The sequence below is a fragment of the Synechococcus sp. CCY 0621 genome, assembly GCF_019038465.1.
Classification (GTDB): Bacteria; Cyanobacteriota; Cyanobacteriia; order PCC-6307; family Cyanobiaceae; genus Cyanobium.
Genome location: NZ_JAFKRH010000014.1, coordinates 174,181 through 193,131 on the forward strand (window position 1 = coordinate 174,181; position 18,951 = coordinate 193,131).

The following is an 18,951-nucleotide window of genomic DNA, read 5'->3' on the forward strand; positions in this document are numbered from 1 at the left end:
CACGGCCATGGGTGTGCCAGGAAGGCCCATTTCGGCAGGCCACCATCTTGAGCGCCGCCCATCCGCCACCGCACGCCTCCGACGCCCACCAGGCGAGGCGTGCCCTGCCGGAGATGCTCCAGATCGCGACGGCGATCAGCGGTGCGCTGAACCTTCCCGCCCTGCTGCGACAGATCCTCTCCAGTGCCAGAGATCTCACCCTCAGCGATGCCGGCAGCATCTACCTGGTGGAAGAGGAGAAAGGCGAGAGACGCCTCTGGTTCACGGCCTTCCAGAACAGCTCCCTGGCGGCTAGAGGGGCCGGCATCGATTCGGGCCTCCTGGATGTGCGCTTCCCGATCACTCCCGAGCGCCTTGTCGGCTGGGCGGCCCTGCATGGCGATGTGCTCAACCTGCCGGACGTGTATGCGATTCCGCCCGATCGTCCCTATCACTTCGACGCCGCGCTCGATCGACGCACGGGTTATCGGGCGGTGTCGATGCTGGTGGTGCCGCTGCGGACCATGGCCGGAGACGTGGTGGGGGTGATGCAGCTGATCAACAGGAAGCGGGAGTCCGCCTCCCTGCTCACCCCCGAGACGGCGGCGGCGCTGGTGCGTCCCTACGACGCCGGCGACCAGCAGTTGATCGAGGCCCTGGCGGCCCTGGCGGCCGTCTGTGTCGAGCGGGCCCAGGCCCTGGAAGGGCAGCAGCGGCAGATCGATTCGATGATCGCCATGCTGGCGGGGGCGATCGATGCCCGCAGCGCCCACACCGGCCGCCACTGTTCCCGGGTACCGGAACTGGCGCTGCTGCTGGCGGAGGCAGCGGAGGCCACCGAGGCGGGGCCGCTGGCGGCCTTCCGCTTCCGGGGGGAGGCGGAGCGGCGGGAGTTCCGCACGGCGGCCTGGCTGCACGACTGCGGCAAGGTCGTCACCCCCGAAGCCGTGGTGGAGAAGGCCACCAAGCTGGACGCCCCGACCAACCGGATCCATGAGATCCGCACCCGCTTTGAGGTGCTGCTGCGGGATGGGCGCATCGCCATGCTGGAGGGCTTGCTGGCGGGCGGTGACCCTGAAACCCTGCAGCTGGACTTTGCCCAACTGGAGCAGCAGTTGCAGCGGGAATTCGCCTGCGTGGCCCGCTGCAATCTGGGCAGTGAGGGCACCGACCCTGGGGACCTCGCCCAGCTCCAGCGGCTGGCTGTGCGCCGCTGGTGGCGCCATTTCGACGACCGGCAGGGGCTGGGCTGGGAGGAGCAGGCCAGACGCAGCGGCCCGCCGGTGCCCCTGCCAGCCCCCGAAACCCTGCTCAGTGACGCCCCCCACCACCGCCTGCCCAGGCCCGCCGCCGACGTGCCCGAGTCCAGGTGGGGCTTCAACCTGACGGTGCCGGAGTTGCTCTACAACCGTGGCGAGCTCTACAACCTCTCCGTGGCCAGGGGCACGCTCACCCCGGAGGAGATCTACAAGATCCGCGAGCACATGATCCACACGATCGTGATGCTGGAGAGCATGGCCTTTCCCCCGTCGATGCACCGTGTCGCGGAGATCGCCGGGGCGCACCATGAAACCCTGGATGGCCGCGGTTACCCGAGGGGACTGACGGCGGAGCAGCTGTCGATCCCGGCCCGGATCCTGGCCATCGCCGACATCTTCGAGGCCCTCACCGCCGCCGACCGCCCCTACAAACGGGGCATGCCCCTGTCCCAGTCTCTGGCGATCCTGGCCGGGCTGCGGGATCGTGGCCGCATCGATGCGGACCTTTTCGATCTCTTCCTGCGATCCGGGGTCTACCTCACCTATGCGAAGCGATTCCTGGCCGCCGACCAGATCGATCCAGTGGATTTGGACGCGCTGCTGGACCCAGAACAACGCGTCCCGTGAGGGCTGCCGTCCGCCGTCACACCTGCCGCTGCCATGGTGGGTGATGGGCCAAGCAAGCGTGCCCACTTCCTGGTATCTGTCGCTACCTAATGTCTGACCATCTCCGGGACGACGACCTGCCGCAGCGGCCGGGTGCCGACCGCCATGCCAACGTCATTCAGGAGTTGCTGGCCGAACTGCACGCGTCCTTTTCCGGGGTCCGGGAGGGCAGGGTGGCCGACTACATCCCCGAGCTGGCCAAGGCCTGCCCGGATGATTTCGGCATCGTCATCGCCACGTCGGGGGGGCGGATCTATGAGATCGGCGACACCAGGAAGGAGTTCACGATCCAGTCGATCTCCAAGCCCTTCATCTATGCCCTGGCACTGAAGACGCTCTCGTTCGACTTCATGGCCAGCAAGATCGACGTGGAGCCTTCAGGGGAAGCCTTCAACGCCATCAGCCTGGACCCGGATTCGGGCAAGCCGCGCAATCCGATGATCAACGCCGGTGCGATCGCCGCCTCCGCCCAGATCTGTGACGCCGATCCCAGCGGCGCCATCGATCTGCTGCTGGAGTACTTCGGCGAGCTGGCCGGCCGGCGCCTGAGGATCAATGAGGACGTCTACCGCTCGGAAAAGGAAACGGGCCACCGCAACCGCGCCATCGGCCACCTGCTGCGCAACTTCAACATCATCGAATCGGATCCGGAACCGGCCCTCGATCTCTATTTCCGCCAATGCGCCATCTCCGTCACCTGTCGCGACCTGGCCGTGATGGCCGCCACCCTGGCCTGCCAGGGACGCAATCCCTTCACCGGCGGCCAGCCCCTCTCCCACGACATCACCGTTCGGGTGCTGGCCCTGATGGGCACCTGCGGCATGTACGACTTCGCCGGCCAGTGGCTCCATGACGTCGGCATTCCGGCCAAGAGCGGGGTCGCCGGCGGTGTTCTGGCGGTGATTCCGGGACGGCTCGGCATCGCCACCTACTCCCCGCCCCTCGACAACTTCGGTAACAGCGTCCGGGGGGTGGCGGTCTGCCGTCAGTTGTCGGTGGGGGTGGGTCTGAGCCTGTTCAACCAGTACTTCCAGGCCGATGCCACCATCCGCCGCTCCTACCAGGGATCCCAGCGAAAATCACGCCGCTGGCGCAGCGATCGGGAGCTGGAGCTCCTGGCGCCCCACCGGGACGAGGTGCGCATCATCCACGTGCAGGGGGTGCTCGATTTCGGTGGTATCGAGCAGCTGGCCTCCGAACTGGTGCGGCTCAGCAACGACGTGCGCATCCTCATCCTCGACCTGGCCCACGTGACCGAGTGCCCGATGGAATCCTCCGACCTGCTGGACCGCCAGCTCTGTTCACTGGAGGACAGTGGGGTCGAGATTCTCCTCTCCCGCGCCGGCAGGCTGCCGATGGTCTCCAAGCCGGACTGGAACATCACCGATCGCATCGATGCTTATGAACACCTGGATTCAGCTCTTGAGGCCGCCGAGGAATTGCTCCTGTCGTGGTATGACCAGCAGGCCGATGGGGGCTCCGGCGGCAGCGGCGACGACCTCGGTGAGCAGGGCTTTCTGGCGCCCCTGAGCGAGGAGCATCGGCGGATCCTGGTGGATCGCATGGCCAGACGATCCTTCGCGGCCGGGGATTTCGTCATCCGCCGGGGTGATCCCGGCGATGAGCTGTTCCTGGTGCGTTCCGGCTCCTTCGACATCGCCCTCGACATCAAGACCGGTGATGGCGTCTGCCACTCCACCCGGCTGGCCACCTTCGGCCCGGGGCTCTGCTTCGGGGAGATCGGTTTCGTGGCCCAGACGCCCCGCACCGCCGACATCATCGCCACCCGGCCCGGCGAGTGCTGGGTGTTGCACCGCAGCGACTTCGAGGCCCTCAGTGCCAGCCATCCGGACGTGGTGATCGCCCTGCTCAAGGCGCTCACCTGCGACATCGGCGCCAAGCTCAGCCAGACGAGCGTCCAGCTGACCCTGATGGAGCACTACTGAGCGCCCGCCGGGCTCCGGCGCTGGGCGATCATGCCTGTGCCAGGACCTCTCCCTGCGTTCCCGTGATGGCTGCCGACCCCACCCTCCCCAGGCCTCGCCGCGGAGCCGAGATCCGCGACGCGTTCCTCTCGTTCTACAAGCAGCGGGGCCACCGGTTGATGGCGAGTGCCTCCCTGGTGCCGGACGACCCCACGGTGCTGCTCACGATCGCCGGCATGCTGCCGTTCAAGCCGGTGTTCCTCGGCCAGGCGGCGCCACCGGCGCCCCGGGCCACCAGCAGCCAGAAGTGCATTCGCACCAACGACATCGAGAACGTGGGTCGCACCGCCCGGCACCACACGTTCTTCGAGATGCTGGGGAACTTCTCCTTCGGCGACTATTTCAAGGAGCAGGCCATCCGCTGGGCCTGGGAGCTGATCACCGACGTGTATGGCCTCGATCCGGCCCACCTCGTGGTCAGTGTCTTCCGGGACGACGACGAAGCGGCGGCCATCTGGCGGGACACCGTGGGGGTGGACCCGAAGCGGATCATCCGCATGGATGAGGCCGACAACTTCTGGGCCTCAGGCCCCACCGGCCCCTGTGGCCCCTGCTCGGAGATCTACTACGACTTCCACCCCGAACAGGGCGATGACGCCATCGACCTGGAGGACGACGGCCGCTTTATCGAGTTCTACAACCTGGTGTTCATGCAGCACAACCGCGACGCGGCCGGCACCCTCACGCCCCTGGCCCGGCGCAGCATCGACACCGGCATGGGCCTCGAGCGCATGGCCCAGATCCTCCAGAAGGTTCCGAACAACTACGAAACCGACCTCATCTATCCCCTGATCGAGACGGCCGCTGCGCTGGCGGGGCTGGACTACCCCGCCCTTGATGCCCGTGGCCAGACGTCGCTCAAGGTGATCGGCGACCACAGCCGGGCCATCACCCAGCTGATCGCCGATGGGGTCACCGCCTCCAACCTCGGCCGTGGCTACGTGCTGCGCCGCCTGCTGCGCCGGGTGGTGCGCCATGGCCGCTTGCTGGGCATCGACCGCCCCTTCCTGGTGGCGATGGGGGAGGCGGCGATCGCCCTGATGGCGGCGGCCTACCCGCAGTTGCTGGTGCGGCGGGAGGTGATCCTGGCTGAACTGGTGCGGGAGGAGGCCCGCTTCCTGGAAACCCTGGAGCGGGGCGAGAAGCTGCTGGCCGAGGTGCTCGCCGCCCGGCCGGAGCGCATCAGTGGCGATGCGGCCTTCGAGCTCTACGACACCTACGGCTTTCCCTTGGAGCTCACCGAGGAGATCGCCGAAGAGCATGGCCTGACAGTCGATCTGGACGGCTTCGAGGCGGCCATGGAGCGGCAGCGGCAGCGGGCCAAGGCCGCGGCCGTGAGCATCGACCTCACCCTGCAGGGCGCGATCGACCAGGTGGCCGGTGCCCTTGAGCCCACCCAGTTCCGTGGCTACGAGGCCCTCGACCAGGCGGCCTGTGTGCTGGCCCTGGTGGTGAACGGCGAACCGGCCACCGTCGCCAACGCTGGTGATGCGGTGCAGATCGTGCTGGACAGCACGCCGTTCTATGGCGAATCCGGTGGCCAGGTGGGCGACCGGGGCGTGCTGCTGGCCGGCGAGGCGGAGGCCGGCTTGATCGTGCCCATCGATGCCGTGAGCCGCAACCGCAGTGTGTTCGTGCACGGCGGCCGCGTCGAGCGCGGCAGTCTGGCGGTGGGCCAGGTGGTGCAGGCCCGGGTGGATCGCAGTTGCCGCCGCCGCACCCAGGCCCACCACACCGCCACCCATCTCCTGCAGGCGGCCCTCAAGCACGTCGTCGATGACGGCATCACCCAGGCGGGATCCCTGGTGGACTTCGACCGGCTGCGTTTCGACGTCCACTGCCCCCGGGCCCTCACCCCGGCCGAACTGGAACAGATTGAGGATCTGGTCAACGGCTGGATCGCCGAGGCCCATCCCCTGGTGGTGGAAGAGATGGACCTGGAGCAGGCCCGGGCGTCCGGAGCCGTGGCGATGTTCGGTGAGAAGTACGGCGAGGTCGTTCGGGTGGTGGATGTCCCCGGTGTCTCGATGGAGCTCTGCGGCGGCACCCATGTGGCCAACACCGCTGAGATCGGCCTGTTCCGGATCATCGCCGAGACGGGCGTGGCGGCGGGGATCCGCCGCATCGAGGCCGTGGCCGGTCCCGCCCTGCTGCCTTACCTGAGGGAGCGCGACCGGGTGGTTCGGGAGCTGGCTGATCGCTTCAAGGCCCAGCCCGGCGAGATCCTTGAGCGGGTCGCCGCCCAGGCCGATGAGCTGCGGGCCACCGCCAAGGAGCTGGTGGCAGCGCGCGGCGCTTTGGCGGTGGCCAAGGCCAGTGCCCTTGCGGAGCGGGCTGAAGCGTTCGGCCCCCATCGGCTGCTGGTGCAGCGCCTCGATGGGGTGGACGGGGCCGGACTCCAGGAGGCGGCCCAGCGCCTGCAGCAGCAGCTCGGTGAGGGGGCGGCCGTGGTGCTCGGTGGTCTGCCGGATCCTGGGGAACTGGGCAAGGTGATGCTGGTGGCCGCCTTCGGTGCGGCGGTGGTGGCTTCCGGAGCCAAGGCAGGTGCCTTCATCGGCGGCATCGCCCAGCTCTGTGGCGGCGGTGGTGGCGGCCGTCCCCAGCTGGCCCAGGCGGGAGGTCGAGACGGCGGCGCCCTCGACGGGGCGCTGGTGGAGGCCCGCCGGCGGCTGGCCGACCAGCTGGTCGGGGTCTGACCCTCAGAGGCTGGGGCTCAGAAGCGGTAGTTCACCTTGGTGTATAGGCCCTGTCCCAGCAGCCAGTCGTTCCAGACCCCGAAGTTGTCGTTGCTGGAGAAGGGCCGCGCCCAGCCCAGCTCCACCGTCCAGTGATTGCTGGCCAGCCAGCGCACCAGCACCCCGCCTGCCCCCACCGTGTCGCCGAAGGAGCCACCGGTGAAATTGCTGCGGATGCCCCCGGCGCCAATGAACGGCACGAGCTGGAGGGCACTGGTCTTGCCGTTCCAGAAGGTCCACACCGCCTCGGAGCTGGCCAGCCAGCCGCTGTCGCCGCTGACGAGCTGGCCGGGGAGGCCACGCAACCCCACATCGGAGCCGAGGGTGAACTGCATGGATGAGGTGAGTGGTGCGAAGGCCAGCTGGGCGGCGGTGCGCAGGTTGATCTGCCAGCGGGGTGCCACGGTCCAGGAGCCGGACAGGATGGCGCCGATGGCGGTGGCGCCGCCGATGGCGATTCCCGCCTCCGCCAGTTGCTGGCGCTGGACCGCGGGGGTCGCTGCCGTGACGCCCTGCAGCAGGTAGGCGCTGCCGTTCCAGCTGGAATGGCGGTTGGCCACATTGCCATTGATGCCGAAGCGCAGGTAACCGCCGGAAGGGCTGCGGACACTTTCAGGTACGGCTGCTGGCAGAACGGCGCCCTGTTCGTAGGTGTTGCTGCGGCTGTTGCTGTAGCCGGCGAAGAGACTCCAGCGCTGGCTCAGGGATTCGCGGAACACCCATTCGAACTGGGCCAGGCCCTGGTACTGGCTGGTGGAGAACCCGTCCACCGGCGCCGGCAGCTCCACCAGGTTGCGGCGACTGAAGCCGAAACCACCGGTGAGGCTGAAGGTGTCGCTGAAGGGGTAGGTGTAACTCAGCGAGGCAATGGCGGCTCCCAGTTCGGGGGTGTCGGTGGCATTGAGTTCGCCGTAGATCAGCAGGGTGTCGCCTCGTTGCAGCAGGCCGGGTTTGAGCAGCGTGGCCACGGCCCGGAACTCCCCTGAGCCGCCGGTGCCGTCGTTGCGGATCGCCAGATCCCCCTGCCACGGCTCGCTGGCCGGCTCCACCGCGACCCGGAAAACCCCTTCGGAGGGATCACTACCCAGCCGCGCCAGGGTCCCCCGGATACTCTTGATGCCTGGCTGCCGCTTGAGGAGCTGCAACTGCAGCTCCACCGTTGACAACCGCAGGATCTGACCCCGCAGGGGGTTCAGCAGTCGCGCGACACGACGGTTCAACCGGGGATCGCTGCCGGACACCTGGATCCCAACGACAGTCCCCTCCACCACATTCAGGTAGCCAGGGGCCGGGTCGCTCACCACGTAGACGCGGCTGCTGACGTACCCATCGAAGACCAGCCGGGTGCTGAGGGCTACGGCGCAGGCCTTGAGCTGTTCCTGGGGATCGGCGATCCTGCTGCACTCGGCCAGGATCCCGCGCACCTCGAGAGGGCTGTAGAGCGTCAGTCCGCGGATCTCGGGCAGTGGCCCCGCTGGAAGGGGGGAGGGTTCCTGGGAAGCGGGTTCTGGGCTGGAGGGTACCGGCCGGATGCCGTCGGGCCCGGGCTCCGGTGTTTCCAGGGGCCGGATGTCGACGGGGGCGGGCTGCTGCGGTTCGGCGAGGGTCGGTCGCTCCAGCTGGCGGGGGGGACCTGGCAATCGGACCGGACCGTCCTGCAGGGGTGGAGCCACCAACTGGGCGAGAAGGAGCAGCATCTGGGTGGGGCGTGTTCTCGCTTAGAAAGAGAAGCTGGTAGCGTCCTTAAATGTTGTTGAAAGCAGGTGGAGTAGCACCTGATGCGAGAATGATGACCAAGGGATCGGATCTAGGAATGGCGCCAGGAGAACTTACCCACCCATCAGCCGTATGAGCAGGATTTTGAGTAGCAACAGATACCAATGTCTCGATGAGATGGTTCAAAGGTTCTGTTCAGGTTCGGCTCCTGTCCTGAAATCCACGCCTTGGCTCGCTCCTCTGAGGGTTCTCGTTCTGATGGGTCTGGCGACCACCCCCGTTGCCGCCGGCGAGATCACCGCCACGGGTGGTCCACTGGGGCTGGGCAGCGTGGTGAATGGCCTTCCAGGAGGCAGTTGCTTCGGCGGGGCCTGTGCGATCCAGGGGGGCACCTCCGCCGGGGCCAACCTCTTCCACCGCTTCTCCGCCTTTGATACCCGTGGCGGGATCACCGGCGTCAGCCTTGATGTGGCCGGCCACCGCAACGTGATGGTGGGCGTCACCCATCCCCTGGGCAGCTTCATCGACAAGGCCATCACCCTGAGTGGTCCGGCCAACCTCGTCTGGCTCTCGCCGGGGGGGATACGGCTCAGCGGTGCCGGCACCTTCACCAATGCTCAGCAACTCAACCTGACCACCGCCACCGGCCTGCGGGTGGGTGAGGGTCGTTTCGATGTGCATCGCACAACGGCTGCCGCCGCCGCCTCCCTGGCCGGTGCGCCTGTCCTGAGTCTGTCCGGGCTCAGTACCGACCCGGCCACCCTCAGCCAGCTTGGCCTGTCCGCCCAGGGGGATCTGGCCATTGAGGGCGGCCTGCTCACCGTGGATGGCGGACTGCTGCTCGATGCCCAGGGGGGCCATGTGTTGCTGGGTGGATCCCGGCTTCAGGCCCCCGGGGGACAGGTGGCCCTGCAGGGCCAGCAGGTGTCGCTGCAGGACACCTCGGTCGACGTTTCCAGCCCTGTCGGAGCGGGCGGCAGCATCAGCCTCACCGGACAGCAGGTTTCACTGGTCGGATCCAGCCTTCTGGCGACCGGCGGTACGGCGGGTGGGGTCGTGCGGGTCGGAGCCGATCCCCTGGGGGCCGTGACCGCGTTGAACACCACGGTGGACACAACGTCCACCCTGCGAGCGGACGCCACCAGCACTGGCCCTGGAGGCCGCATCCTGGTCCTCGGCAAGGAACGGGCCGAGGTGGCTGGTGCCATCAGCGCCCGGGGCGGCCCCCAGGGTGGCGATGGTGGATTTGTGGAAACCTCTGCGGGGTGGCTGGCACTGGCCACCGCGCCGGATCTCTCGGCACCCAGGGGGCGAGGTGGCACCTGGCTGATCGACCCCCGCGACATCGAGATCGTCGCCTTCGGGGGTGGGTTGCCTCCTGGTGGGTCGCCTGGGGTGCCGCCGGGCTCCCCTTCACTGATTGATGTCGCCTTCATCAATGCGGCGCTCAACACCGGCACGACGGTCTTCGTTGACACGACGAATCCAGCCGCAAGTCAGCCAGGAAACATTTCGCTTCTGGCCCCGGTCCAGAAAACCTCTGGATCCGACGCCACGTTGGAGTTGAAGGCCGACGGCCTCATCCGGATCAACATGGCAGGTGCCAACCCGGTCGCCTTCTCAAACAGCTCCGCAACGGGACGTCTGGACGTCAATATCTGGTACCAGAAAACATCGGATGCCTCGGCGCCTGCAGGTGCCATCAGCTGGGAGAAGGGCGACGTCGATATCAAAACGGGCACCCTTCGGGCCTTGCAAGGTGCCGCACGGATCGATGGCAACATCGAACTCACCGGCCTGGTCGAACCCTTCAAGCTTCTCTCCGGTACGGTTCGTACGGGTGAGTTCGCCTGGAGTTCAGCCAGCCGGGGGGAGGTTCAACTCTCCTTTTTTGCTAACCCAAATCCTGCCACTCTGGATGTTTCCAGGCGTTACACCCAGGGCCCGGACCGCATCGTCACCGCCTTCTCCACAGCACTTCTGCAGATTGGCCCTTCCGCTCAAGTCAGCAGCATCGATGGTGGCACGTTCAGGGATGTGACATCAACTAAAACAACCTTCCTCAAGGTTTCTGATGGAGCTACTCTTGCCCTCAATCAGGCGAGCATCAGTGGCCCCAATCTGGACCTTGAAAGTGGAGCACAGCTACAGCTGTCTGGATCCAATCAGCTGGCGAACCTTGCCAGTGCCGGATCGATCCTGATTGCTCCCAACAGCACCTTGAATCTGCAGACTGCGACCATCTCCCCAGGTACCTCGATTGTTCTGCAGGGGAATGGTTCGGCAACGCTGCGGGTCGATAGTGCCACGTTTCGGAATGATGGAACCGTGCAGGGTTCCGGTGAGATTGTGGTCGGTCCTAACGGTACGGGGTCTTTCTCGAATGGAGGCTCCCCCCTGCCGGGGGCCCCAGTGGCGTTGCTGGATCCCATTGGTTCGCTCGTCATTCGCGCCGCCAGCTTCCAGCTGGCCGACAACAGTCAGCTCCTTTTTGATCTCTCCACCGCTGATCAACTCTCCATCTTCGGCGACACCGTCCTTGGCGGGGGATTGGAAGCGGCTTCTCCGCCCATCGTCGGGGTTGCCACTCCCTTCGACCTGATCAGGGCCCAGGCCATCAGCGGCGCTTTCATCCCCAACCAGATTTTCCTGCCGGTTGGTTTCGAGCTTCAGGGTGTGGCCATGACTGGCGATCCGTTATTGCCGGTCGCCGTTGGCGGCAGCCTGGCGGCTAACGCTCCACCTCCCCCCGCGCCACCCGACCCGCCCTTCACCCCGAGCCGGCCTCCCACAGCCGCGCCGCCCCAGACGGTGACCGTTCCCCAGGAGCCGTCGCCGTCACCTGTGCCGTCCCCCGCGCCGACCCCGTCGCTCCTGGTGCCTGATCTCGGCTACCAAATCTTCGCTGGTACCGAGACGTCTCCCTTCGGCTCCAATCTCAGCGGCAGCCGTCAGGGCGTGGGTACCGAGGCTCTGGCGGTGAATCTCTCGGAAGCCGATTTCAGCCTGGCGGATGGGCCCCATACGGCACCTGCTCCCCTCACCATCACCACCGCCGCCCTTTCGCCGGACCTGGTGGCCGCGGCCCTCTCGGATGGGGATCAGCAGCGGACGGAGGATGTGAGGAGGACGCTCGGGGATGTAGGCACGGCGGCGGATTCCAACGGAACCCTGCGCCTTGAGGAGCTGCAGCGACTTCTCAGCAAGGCTTCCCAGAAGGGGGACCAGGACGACGAACGCTTCAATCCGGCTGTCCTCATGGTGTCCTTCACCGAACAGAAGGAGGCTGCAGGCCAGGAGCAGAAGCCCCCTGCGGCCCAGGATCAGAAGGCCCAGGCAGGCACTGAGAAGAAGCCGACCAATTCCTTCCTCGATCTGATTCTGCTCAGCCGCAAGGGTGAGCCGTTCGGTCAGCGGGTTGAACTGTCCCGCGAGCGCTTCGGCCAACAGCTGCGGGCGCTCTATCGCCAGCTGGCTCGCCTCGAACCGCTTGAAGTGGAGAACCCTGAGTCCCCCACCAGGCAGATCCACCGGGCCCTGATTGCTCCCTTGGCCGAGGAACTCAAGGCCAAGGGCATCACCACCCTGGTGATCGTCGCCGACCGGGGCCTGCAGGGTCTTCCCTTCGCGGCGCTGCATGACGGCACCAGCTTTTTCGGCGACCAGTTCGGCTTCTCGATCACCCCGTCCCTCAACCTCACCTCCTTCGGCCCTCCCCGGCTGGCCCGGGGTCGGGTGCTGGCGGCGGGGGCCTCGGAGTTCGAAGGACTCAGCCCTTTGCCCCTGGTGCCCGAGGAGCTGGCAGGTATCCCGGATGGGGTCGGCATCGACCGCTTCCTGAACAAGAACTTCACCCCGGAGGTGCTCCTCAGCCAGGCGGCCGACCCCCGTTATGAGCGCCTGCACGTGGCCACCCATGCGGAGTTCATGCCCGGTGGACCGTCCCAGGCCCGCATCTTCACCGGAACCGGCTCCGTCAGCCTTCAGGAGTTCTCCCGCCTGCGGCAGCAACGCAGCAGCAGTCCGCTGGAGCTGTTCGTGCTGAGCGCCTGTCGCACAGCCTTGGGGGACAGCGACAGTGAGCTCGGCTTTGCAGGCCTGGCCCTGCAGGCCGGATCACGCAGTGCGATCGGGACACTCTGGTATGTCGATGATGTCGCCACCTCGGCCTACTTCCTGCAGCTTTATCGTTACCTCGACCAGGGTGTGCAGAAAGCCGATGCCCTGCGGGCCACACGGCAGGCGATGGCCACTGGCAAAGTGCGTCTTGAGGGCGATAAGGTCATCGGATCCGATGGAGTCCCCCTGCTCACCGAACTGACACCCTCCCAGCGCCGCCGCGTTGCGTCAGGTATGGCCCATCCCTATTTCTGGGCCGGGGTTCAGTTGGTCGGCACTCCCTGGTGATTCATCACCATCGGCTTTCCTGGTCTGCTTTCTTCCCTCTTCCTGCCCCACTTGTGGTGGGTCTCCACGGTCCACCCAGTTCCCCATTCAGTGCCTGAGCTTTCAGCGGTCTTCAACGTCTTTCTGATGCTGGCGATGGCCCATTTCCTCGGGGATTTCGGGCTCCAGAGTGATCGCATGGCACGGGAAAAATGTCCAGGTTGCGGGGTGACCCTCGGATGGGGCTGGTGGCTCACCTCCCATGCCGCCATCCATGGCTTTCTGGTTGGCATGGTGACCCAGTCACCCCTTTTGGGTGTGGCAGAATGGGGTATGCATCTGTTGATCGACTTCGGCAAATGCCGACGTCTCTGGACGCTGTCCTTTGATCAGGCGCTTCACATCCTCTGCAAGTTCCTCTGGGCCTGGCTGGCGATTCGCCAGGCCTCCACACCACTCTGGTTCCAATGAAGAGAAAGGTTGCTGGTCCCCCTATGGCTGTCCGATCCCGTGCCCTGCTCCGAAACCCCTCCGTTGGCTCTTCGCGGCGTTCCCCCTTCCCGTTGCTCGCCGCTTCCCTCCTGACCCTGGCCCCCCTGGTGGTGATCGAGCCGCCGCAGGCCCACGCCCAGAGTGAGCTGCGGAAAAGCTTCCCGGGCAGGCGGGTGGGTGGAGGAACCCGGGGTGAATGCGCCAGTCGCCTTCTGGCCCACCTGGTGCCCTCCAGCAGCGTCTTCGCCCCCGGCAAGGCCCGTTTCCTGGGCGTGCTCGAAGGCCCCAGCGCTGCCCCCAGTCCCCTGGAGATCACCTTCCGACCGCTGAGCGATCGCGGCACGGTGGATGGCTCGATCGCCTCGGGCCAACGCCGGGTGCTGCCGGCCTCCGCACCGGGTATCACCCTCCTGACTCTGCCCCCGGTGAAGGTGCCGACGATGTGGGAGTCGAGCTACATCTGCCCCGGGGCGGCTGCCACCTCCACCCCGGCCGATCCGCTCAACTTCGTGGCTGCGGACTCGCCGCCGGCCCTCAGCCTCCTGGTCATGGAAGCCTCCAAGGACGACGAGGCCGTGCAGGCCTCCCTGGCCAAGCTGCATCGGTCCTGCGGCTCCAGCGTGCCCCGCGAGGAAGTGGGCGCCACATTCGGCCTGGCTGATCTGATCACGGCCCAGTGGCCGGAGCGGATTCCAGTGCGATGTCCCGCCTGAGGCCACCACGCAGCTCCCAGATGCGCAGGGGTTCGGAGCGCCCCTTGACGCTCAACGCGCCCCAGTCGAGCCACTCCAGCGGTAGCCCTTTGGGCAGCAGGTCCACCGTGCTGGAGGACACCAGCACCCGGCAGAGATTGGACTGACGCTCCTTGTCGATGCTCTCCAGCCGTGCGGCGCAGTTCACGGCATCGCCGATCACGGCATATTCGAGTCGTTCGCTGCTGCCCATCGATCCGGCCAGAACGGCGCCGGAGTGGACGCCGATGCGCAGGCCCATCGCCGGCAGTCCCTCCTTCTGGAGCTCCTCGTTGAGGCTGTCCACGGCGCGTTGGATGGCCAGGGCGGCATCGATCGCGGCCTTGGCATCGGCCTCCTCGCCGCTGCTCAGGGGGGCCCCGAAGACCGCCAGCAGGCCGTCGCCCGTGAACTTGTTCACCATCCCGCCCCGGCGCGTGATGGCGGGGACGAACAGGGCCATGCCCCGGTTCAGCCAGTCGAGCAGCTCTCCGGGACTGAGCCGTTCCGACACGCTTGTGAACGAGCAGGTGTCCGACATCAACACCGTGACCGGCAGCTGGCGGCCCTCGAAGCGGCCGTCGCTGAGCAGCCCATCCCGCTGATTCCAGAGCTGGCGGGCCACGGCCGGGGAGGTGGTCTGGCCGAGCAGCCGCTCGATCTGCTGGCGCTGCTTCTGGCTGGAGGCGCCCCGGCGAACCCAGGCCGCACCTGCCATGGCGATCAGCCCGGTGAGCGGCAGGCTCAACCCGACCCAGACAAAGTTGTAGAGCAGCAGCACGGCCCCTCCGACCATCAGGGCGGCCACCAGCACCACCACGATCACGCTGCGCCGCAGCAGCCGGAAGGCTTCCCCCAGGACGATCCCCAGCACCACGGCCAGCACCTCGGCAACACGCTCCACCCAGCCCGGAAGCGTGCGCAGGCGCCGCGGGTCGCCGGCCACGGTGCGGTCCATCAGGGCGGCCAGCCGATGGGCATGGATTTCGACGCCTGGCACCAGCAGTTGCTTGGCCCCGAGGGCGGAGCGGGTCTGGGGCGTCGGGAACAGGTCCCTCAGGCTGGGAGCGGTGCTGCCGATCAGCACGATGTGGCCGCGGATCTGGTCCCGGGGGATGGGCCGGCGGCCGAGAACATCCTGGAGATTCCAGAGGTGGAAGCTGCCGAGCTGGTGGAACGAGAGCATCTGCTGGTACCCGGCGGCATCCAGCTGGTCGTAGCCCCCGGAGGCCGGATCCAGCCAGGGGCCCGGTTCGCTTCCCTTCTCCAGCCGCTGCCTCAGGTTGCGCTGGCCCTTGCCCACCTCCAGCAGGCGCAGGGGCAAGGACACGGTGGCTTCGTCCTGGCCGGCCACATGCACCAGATCACGCCGGATCACGCCATCGGCATCCAGCACCAGGTCGTTGAAACCGCGCCGATCGGGAGGCGTGCCCGGCACCGGGCCGATGGCTTCGGCCACGTTGAAGATCGAAACGAGGCGAGGGTTGGTCCGGAAGCGATCGCGCAGGCAGGCCTGGTCAGGGCCGACGCCCTGATCGCGGTAGATGTCGAGGCCGATCGCCACGGCCCCCTCGGCGCTCAGCCGGTCGATGGCTTGGCACAGCACCTTGTCGTCGATCGGGAACCCATAAGTGGCGAGGTCGGATTCATCGATGCCGATGATCGTGATCGGTTTGTCCGTGCCGGACGGAGCCGGGCGCAGGCTGGTGATCAGGTCATAGAGCAGCAGGTTGAGGGTTTCGTTGATGGGGCTGCGCTGCAGCGCCAGCAGCAGCAGCCCCGCCGCCGCGTAGGGCACGAGCGAGCGGACGCCATCCCCCAGGTGGTTCAACCCCAGCCGTACCAGCAGGGAACTCAGCGCTGATCCGGGCCCCTTTCTGCTCTCCATCAGGTGCCCTTGAAGGCGAAGAAGAGGCGTTTCATCGTCTCCAGCAGAGCATTGGAGCGTTCGGTGTGCTGTTCGCGATCCAGGCTTTTCAGCTCCGCCTGCCGCTCCTGGACCATGGCGGCGAAACGCTCCAGCAGGTCGGGGTTCTCGTCCAGCAGGCCCTTGATGCTGCCCCGGTCCACCTCCAGCAGCAGGCATTCCTCGGTGGCCCGCACCGTGGCGCTGCGCGGGGCGTCGAGGAAGAGGGTCATCTCGCCGAACACCTCGCCGGGCCCCAGCTGGCGCACGGCCACGGTGTGGCCCGGCTCGATCTCCTTGAGGATCTCCACGGTCCCACGCAAGACGTGAAACATCGAGTGGCCCTCGGCCCCCTCCTGCACCACCGCCTCACCGGGCCCGTAGGCCACCTGGTGGCTGCCCTCGACGAGGGTCTCGAGTTGCTCGCCGCTCAGGTCCGTGAAGATCCCTGCGCTGGCCAGGGTCTGGCAGCACTGCTGGCGGGAGGGGTGGCCGGGCGGCTTGTCCCTGTCCTGGGGGCGGCGCGGGCGCAACTCCCGCACAGGGAAGGGAATGCTCTGGCCCTCCCGGGCCAGGGCGTACCAGATCTGCTCCAGAAGATCACTGCGCAGATCGCCGATGGCGCCGTCCCCCAGATCCCGCTGCCACACCTGCAGCTCGTAGGCGATGGCACTGTCCTGGAACTCCTGGACCCGGATGCGGGGGGCCGGTTCGCGCAACACCTTGGGGTGCTGCAGCACGACCTTCTCGAGCAGGGCCCTGGCCTGGGCAGGCGACAGTTCGTAGTCGAGGCCGACGCTGAACCGGTTGCTGACGGCCCCGGACCGGCCCAGGTTGCGCAGCACCCGCGCCGTGACGAGGCTGTTGGGGACCACCACCAGCTGGCCGTCCATGTTGCGGAGCATGGTGTCCCGCCAGCTCACCCGGACCACCACCCCGCGCACCCCCTGGTCGAGCTCAAGGAAGTCTCCTTCGGTGAAGTCGTCCCCCAGCTGCAGCTCCAGACCCGCGAACAGGTCCTTGAGTGACTCCTGGGCCGCCAGGCCGATCACGGCGGTGAGCACGGCGGAGGTGGTCACCAGCCCCACCAAGTCCAGTCGCGCCGACTGCCGCACCAGCACCACCGTGGCCAGGGCGCCGCTACCGAGCGTGAGCAGTTGCATCAGCAACTGGGGCGGCGGACGCCACAGCCCCAGGTGGGCGGGCACCTCCAGGGCTGCCCAGAGGGCGATGAGGATGGCGGCGTAGGTGAGCAGCAGGTCGTCGGTGAGCAGCACCCACACCCGGTAGGCCGGCGGCAACCCCTGCAATGGCAGGGAACTCAGCAGCACCCAGGCGGCGATGGCCAGCAGCGGCAACCGCAGCGGCAGGGTCGGTAGGTGCCTGAGGCGTCCGAGTCGGGCCAGCACCAGCAGCCCGGCCGTGGCGGCCAGGGCGCTGATCCAGATCTGCAGCAGGGCCAAGGCACTCGCTTCGACCGCCCCATCCTGCCGCCGATCCTGGCCGCCGGCCCCTGCAGAGAGCAGGCTGGAAGCAGCCGTTTCCCCCGTTGATGCCTTCGATCCGCCTGTACCCCTTCGTCCATCTGCTGGCACTGGTGGCGGTCGGCGCCTGGCCAGGCGCCGCCGGCGCCCAGGTTCAGTTGCGCTGCGAGGGCACCCTGCTGGAGGCCCGGGGCAGTGCCGAACAGGAACGGCCCACCCGCCGGCTGTCGTTCTCCCTCTCCCTGGAGGCGGAGTCAGCCACGGCCGATGGCGCCCTCCAGAGCCTGCAGGAGCGCCTGGCGGCGGTGCGCACGGCCCTGCAGGGGCAGCAGGTGGAGGAGCTGCGGGTCACCTCGCCCAGCACCTGGCGGCGCGACGCCGATCGCAACCGACCGGCCGCGGTGACGGCCAACCTGCAGGTCAGCGGCCGGCTGCAGCCCCAGCGGCTGCAGGCCCTGATCCGGGAGGTGGGAGCGCTGCCAGGGGTGCGCCTGGCGCCGGTGGGCACCGAGGCCGATCGTGGCCTGGATGGGGCCGTGCGGCGCCAGCTGCTGCGGGCGGCCTACCAGGACGCCCTTGCCCAGGCCCGGGAGGTGGCTGCCGCCGTGGGCCTGAGCAGGCTCAACCCCCTGGAGGTGCAGCTGGACGGCAACGAACTGCGGCCGATGCTGATGCGGGCCGCCGCCGCCGATGCCGCCCCGCCCTTCGACCCTGCCGAACTGGCGCTGCCGAAGGACCGCCTGAGCCTGACGGTGCGCTTCTGCGCCCGGTGATGCTGTTGAGGACTGCGGATGCGTTTTGGGCCCCGCCGAGCAGAATGCAGCGATCCGGACCCGGAGCCTTGAGCGAATGCGCCACCGCCTGTCGAGCGCCCTGCCGAGCCTGTCGCTCCTGCCGATCCTGATCCTGCTGGCGGGTCCGGCCGTCGGGCCGCTGCCGGTGCAGGCCTCCGAAAGTGCCGTTGTGCAGGAGATCCTTGATGGCAACGAGATGTTCATCGATGGCAAGACGGCCAAGGTGAAGCAGAAGGCCGTCGCCCCCCAGAAGGTCAGCACCCAGAACAGCCGGGGCCAGATCCGTTTTGACAGCGGCGCCGCCGGCCGCCTCAACCGCTTCGCCCTGCTCAAGCTGGGCCAGGGCTGCTTCCTGATCGAGAAGGGCCAGATTCTGGTGTCGGGCAAACAGAGCGGTTGCACCCGTTCCGCCCGCCTCAGCGTGCGGGGCACCAACTACCTCCTCGACGTCAGCGAGTCAGGGGAGTCGGAGATCTCCGTGCTGGAGGGGTCGGTGGAGGTGGAACCTCTCGCCGATGGGGAGCCCACCGGCCAACCCGCCACCACGGTGGAGGCGGGCAACAAGCTGCGGCTGTCGGCCAGCGGGGTGGTGCTGGCGCTGCTGGGGCTCAGCGTCAGCGACTACAACGGCATCCTCGGCGGCCCCCTGTTCCAGGGGTTCCGGGTGCCCCTGCCGGCCTACGGCTCCCTGGAGAGCTACATCCGCTCCAGGGTGCCGGGGGTGAACCTGCCCGTGCCGATCAGCACGCCGTCGCTGCCTTTCGGTCTGCCGCGCTTCTTCTGAGCCTGTGATCCGACATCGAACCCTCCTCTTGACC

At 67.5% G+C, this 18,951-nt stretch carries 11 protein-coding genes; 8 read left to right on the top strand and 3 right to left on the bottom strand.

Annotated elements, in window-relative coordinates; genetic code table 11:
• Positions 1–47: 47 nt before the first annotated feature.
• The 3 genes from KUG43_RS04740 to alaS all read left to right on the top strand — a co-directional run bounded on the left by KUG43_RS04740 (position 48) and on the right by alaS (position 6,585).
• Positions 48–1,865 carry an HD family phosphohydrolase gene (locus KUG43_RS04740; protein ID WP_216906617.1) on the top strand — a complete coding sequence of 606 codons (1,818 nt, stop codon included), beginning with the start codon at positions 48–50 and terminating at the stop codon, positions 1,863–1,865.
• A gap of 89 nt (positions 1,866–1,954) precedes the next feature.
• Positions 1,955–3,850 carry a glutaminase A gene (gene glsA / locus KUG43_RS04745; protein WP_216906619.1) on the top strand — a complete coding sequence of 632 codons (1,896 nt, stop codon included), beginning with the start codon at positions 1,955–1,957 and terminating at the stop codon, positions 3,848–3,850.
• Positions 3,851–3,915: 65 nt separating this feature from the next.
• Positions 3,916–6,585, top strand: a complete 2,670-nt coding sequence (gene alaS, locus KUG43_RS04750; protein ID WP_216906621.1) for an alanine--tRNA ligase — start codon at positions 3,916–3,918, stop codon at positions 6,583–6,585.
• A 17-nt stretch (positions 6,586–6,602) separates the two neighbouring features.
• Here the strand turns inward: alaS and KUG43_RS04755 are convergent, their stop codons facing one another.
• Complete coding sequence (locus KUG43_RS04755; protein WP_216906623.1) at positions 6,603–8,321, bottom strand: ShlB/FhaC/HecB family hemolysin secretion/activation protein; 1,719 nt, start codon at positions 8,319–8,321, stop codon at positions 6,603–6,605.
• 277 nt (positions 8,322–8,598) lie between these two features.
• On the opposite strand from KUG43_RS04755, the gene KUG43_RS04760 reads away from it, so the two are divergent.
• The 3 genes from KUG43_RS04760 to KUG43_RS04770 all read left to right on the top strand — a co-directional run bounded on the left by KUG43_RS04760 (position 8,599) and on the right by KUG43_RS04770 (position 13,931).
• Complete coding sequence (locus KUG43_RS04760) at positions 8,599–12,747, top strand: CHAT domain-containing protein (protein WP_216906625.1); 4,149 nt, start codon at positions 8,599–8,601, stop codon at positions 12,745–12,747.
• A 90-nt stretch (positions 12,748–12,837) separates the two neighbouring features.
• Positions 12,838–13,197, top strand: coding sequence for a DUF3307 domain-containing protein (locus KUG43_RS04765; protein WP_353617932.1), 360 nt, complete (start codon positions 12,838–12,840; stop codon positions 13,195–13,197).
• A 92-nt stretch (positions 13,198–13,289) separates the two neighbouring features.
• The gene (locus tag KUG43_RS04770) at positions 13,290–13,931 is read left to right on the top strand and encodes a hypothetical protein (protein WP_216906627.1); all 642 of its coding nucleotides are present in this window, start codon (positions 13,290–13,292) and stop codon (positions 13,929–13,931) included.
• Here KUG43_RS04770 and KUG43_RS04775 read toward each other — a convergent pair.
• Entirely contained in the window at positions 13,885–15,837 is a 1,953-nt protein-coding gene (locus tag KUG43_RS04775) for a CHASE2 domain-containing protein (RefSeq protein ID WP_216906629.1), read from the bottom strand. The genes KUG43_RS04770 and KUG43_RS04775 overlap by 47 nt on opposite strands.
• The gene (locus tag KUG43_RS04780; RefSeq protein WP_216906631.1) at positions 15,837–17,318 is read right to left on the bottom strand and encodes a mechanosensitive ion channel family protein; all 1,482 of its coding nucleotides are present in this window, start codon (positions 17,316–17,318) and stop codon (positions 15,837–15,839) included. The genes KUG43_RS04775 and KUG43_RS04780 overlap by 1 nt, the downstream gene beginning before the upstream one ends.
• 89 nt (positions 17,319–17,407) lie before the next feature.
• On the opposite strand from KUG43_RS04780, the gene KUG43_RS04785 reads away from it, so the two are divergent.
• Together KUG43_RS04785 and KUG43_RS04790 are read left to right on the top strand one after the other, a co-directional pair.
• The gene (locus KUG43_RS04785) at positions 17,408–18,112 is read left to right on the top strand and encodes an SIMPL domain-containing protein (RefSeq protein ID WP_216906633.1); all 705 of its coding nucleotides are present in this window, start codon (positions 17,408–17,410) and stop codon (positions 18,110–18,112) included.
• A 76-nt stretch (positions 18,113–18,188) separates the two neighbouring features.
• Positions 18,189–18,917 carry a FecR family protein gene (locus tag KUG43_RS04790; RefSeq protein ID WP_216906635.1) on the top strand — a complete coding sequence of 243 codons (729 nt, stop codon included), beginning with the start codon at positions 18,189–18,191 and terminating at the stop codon, positions 18,915–18,917.
• Positions 18,918–18,951 lie beyond the last annotated feature (34 nt).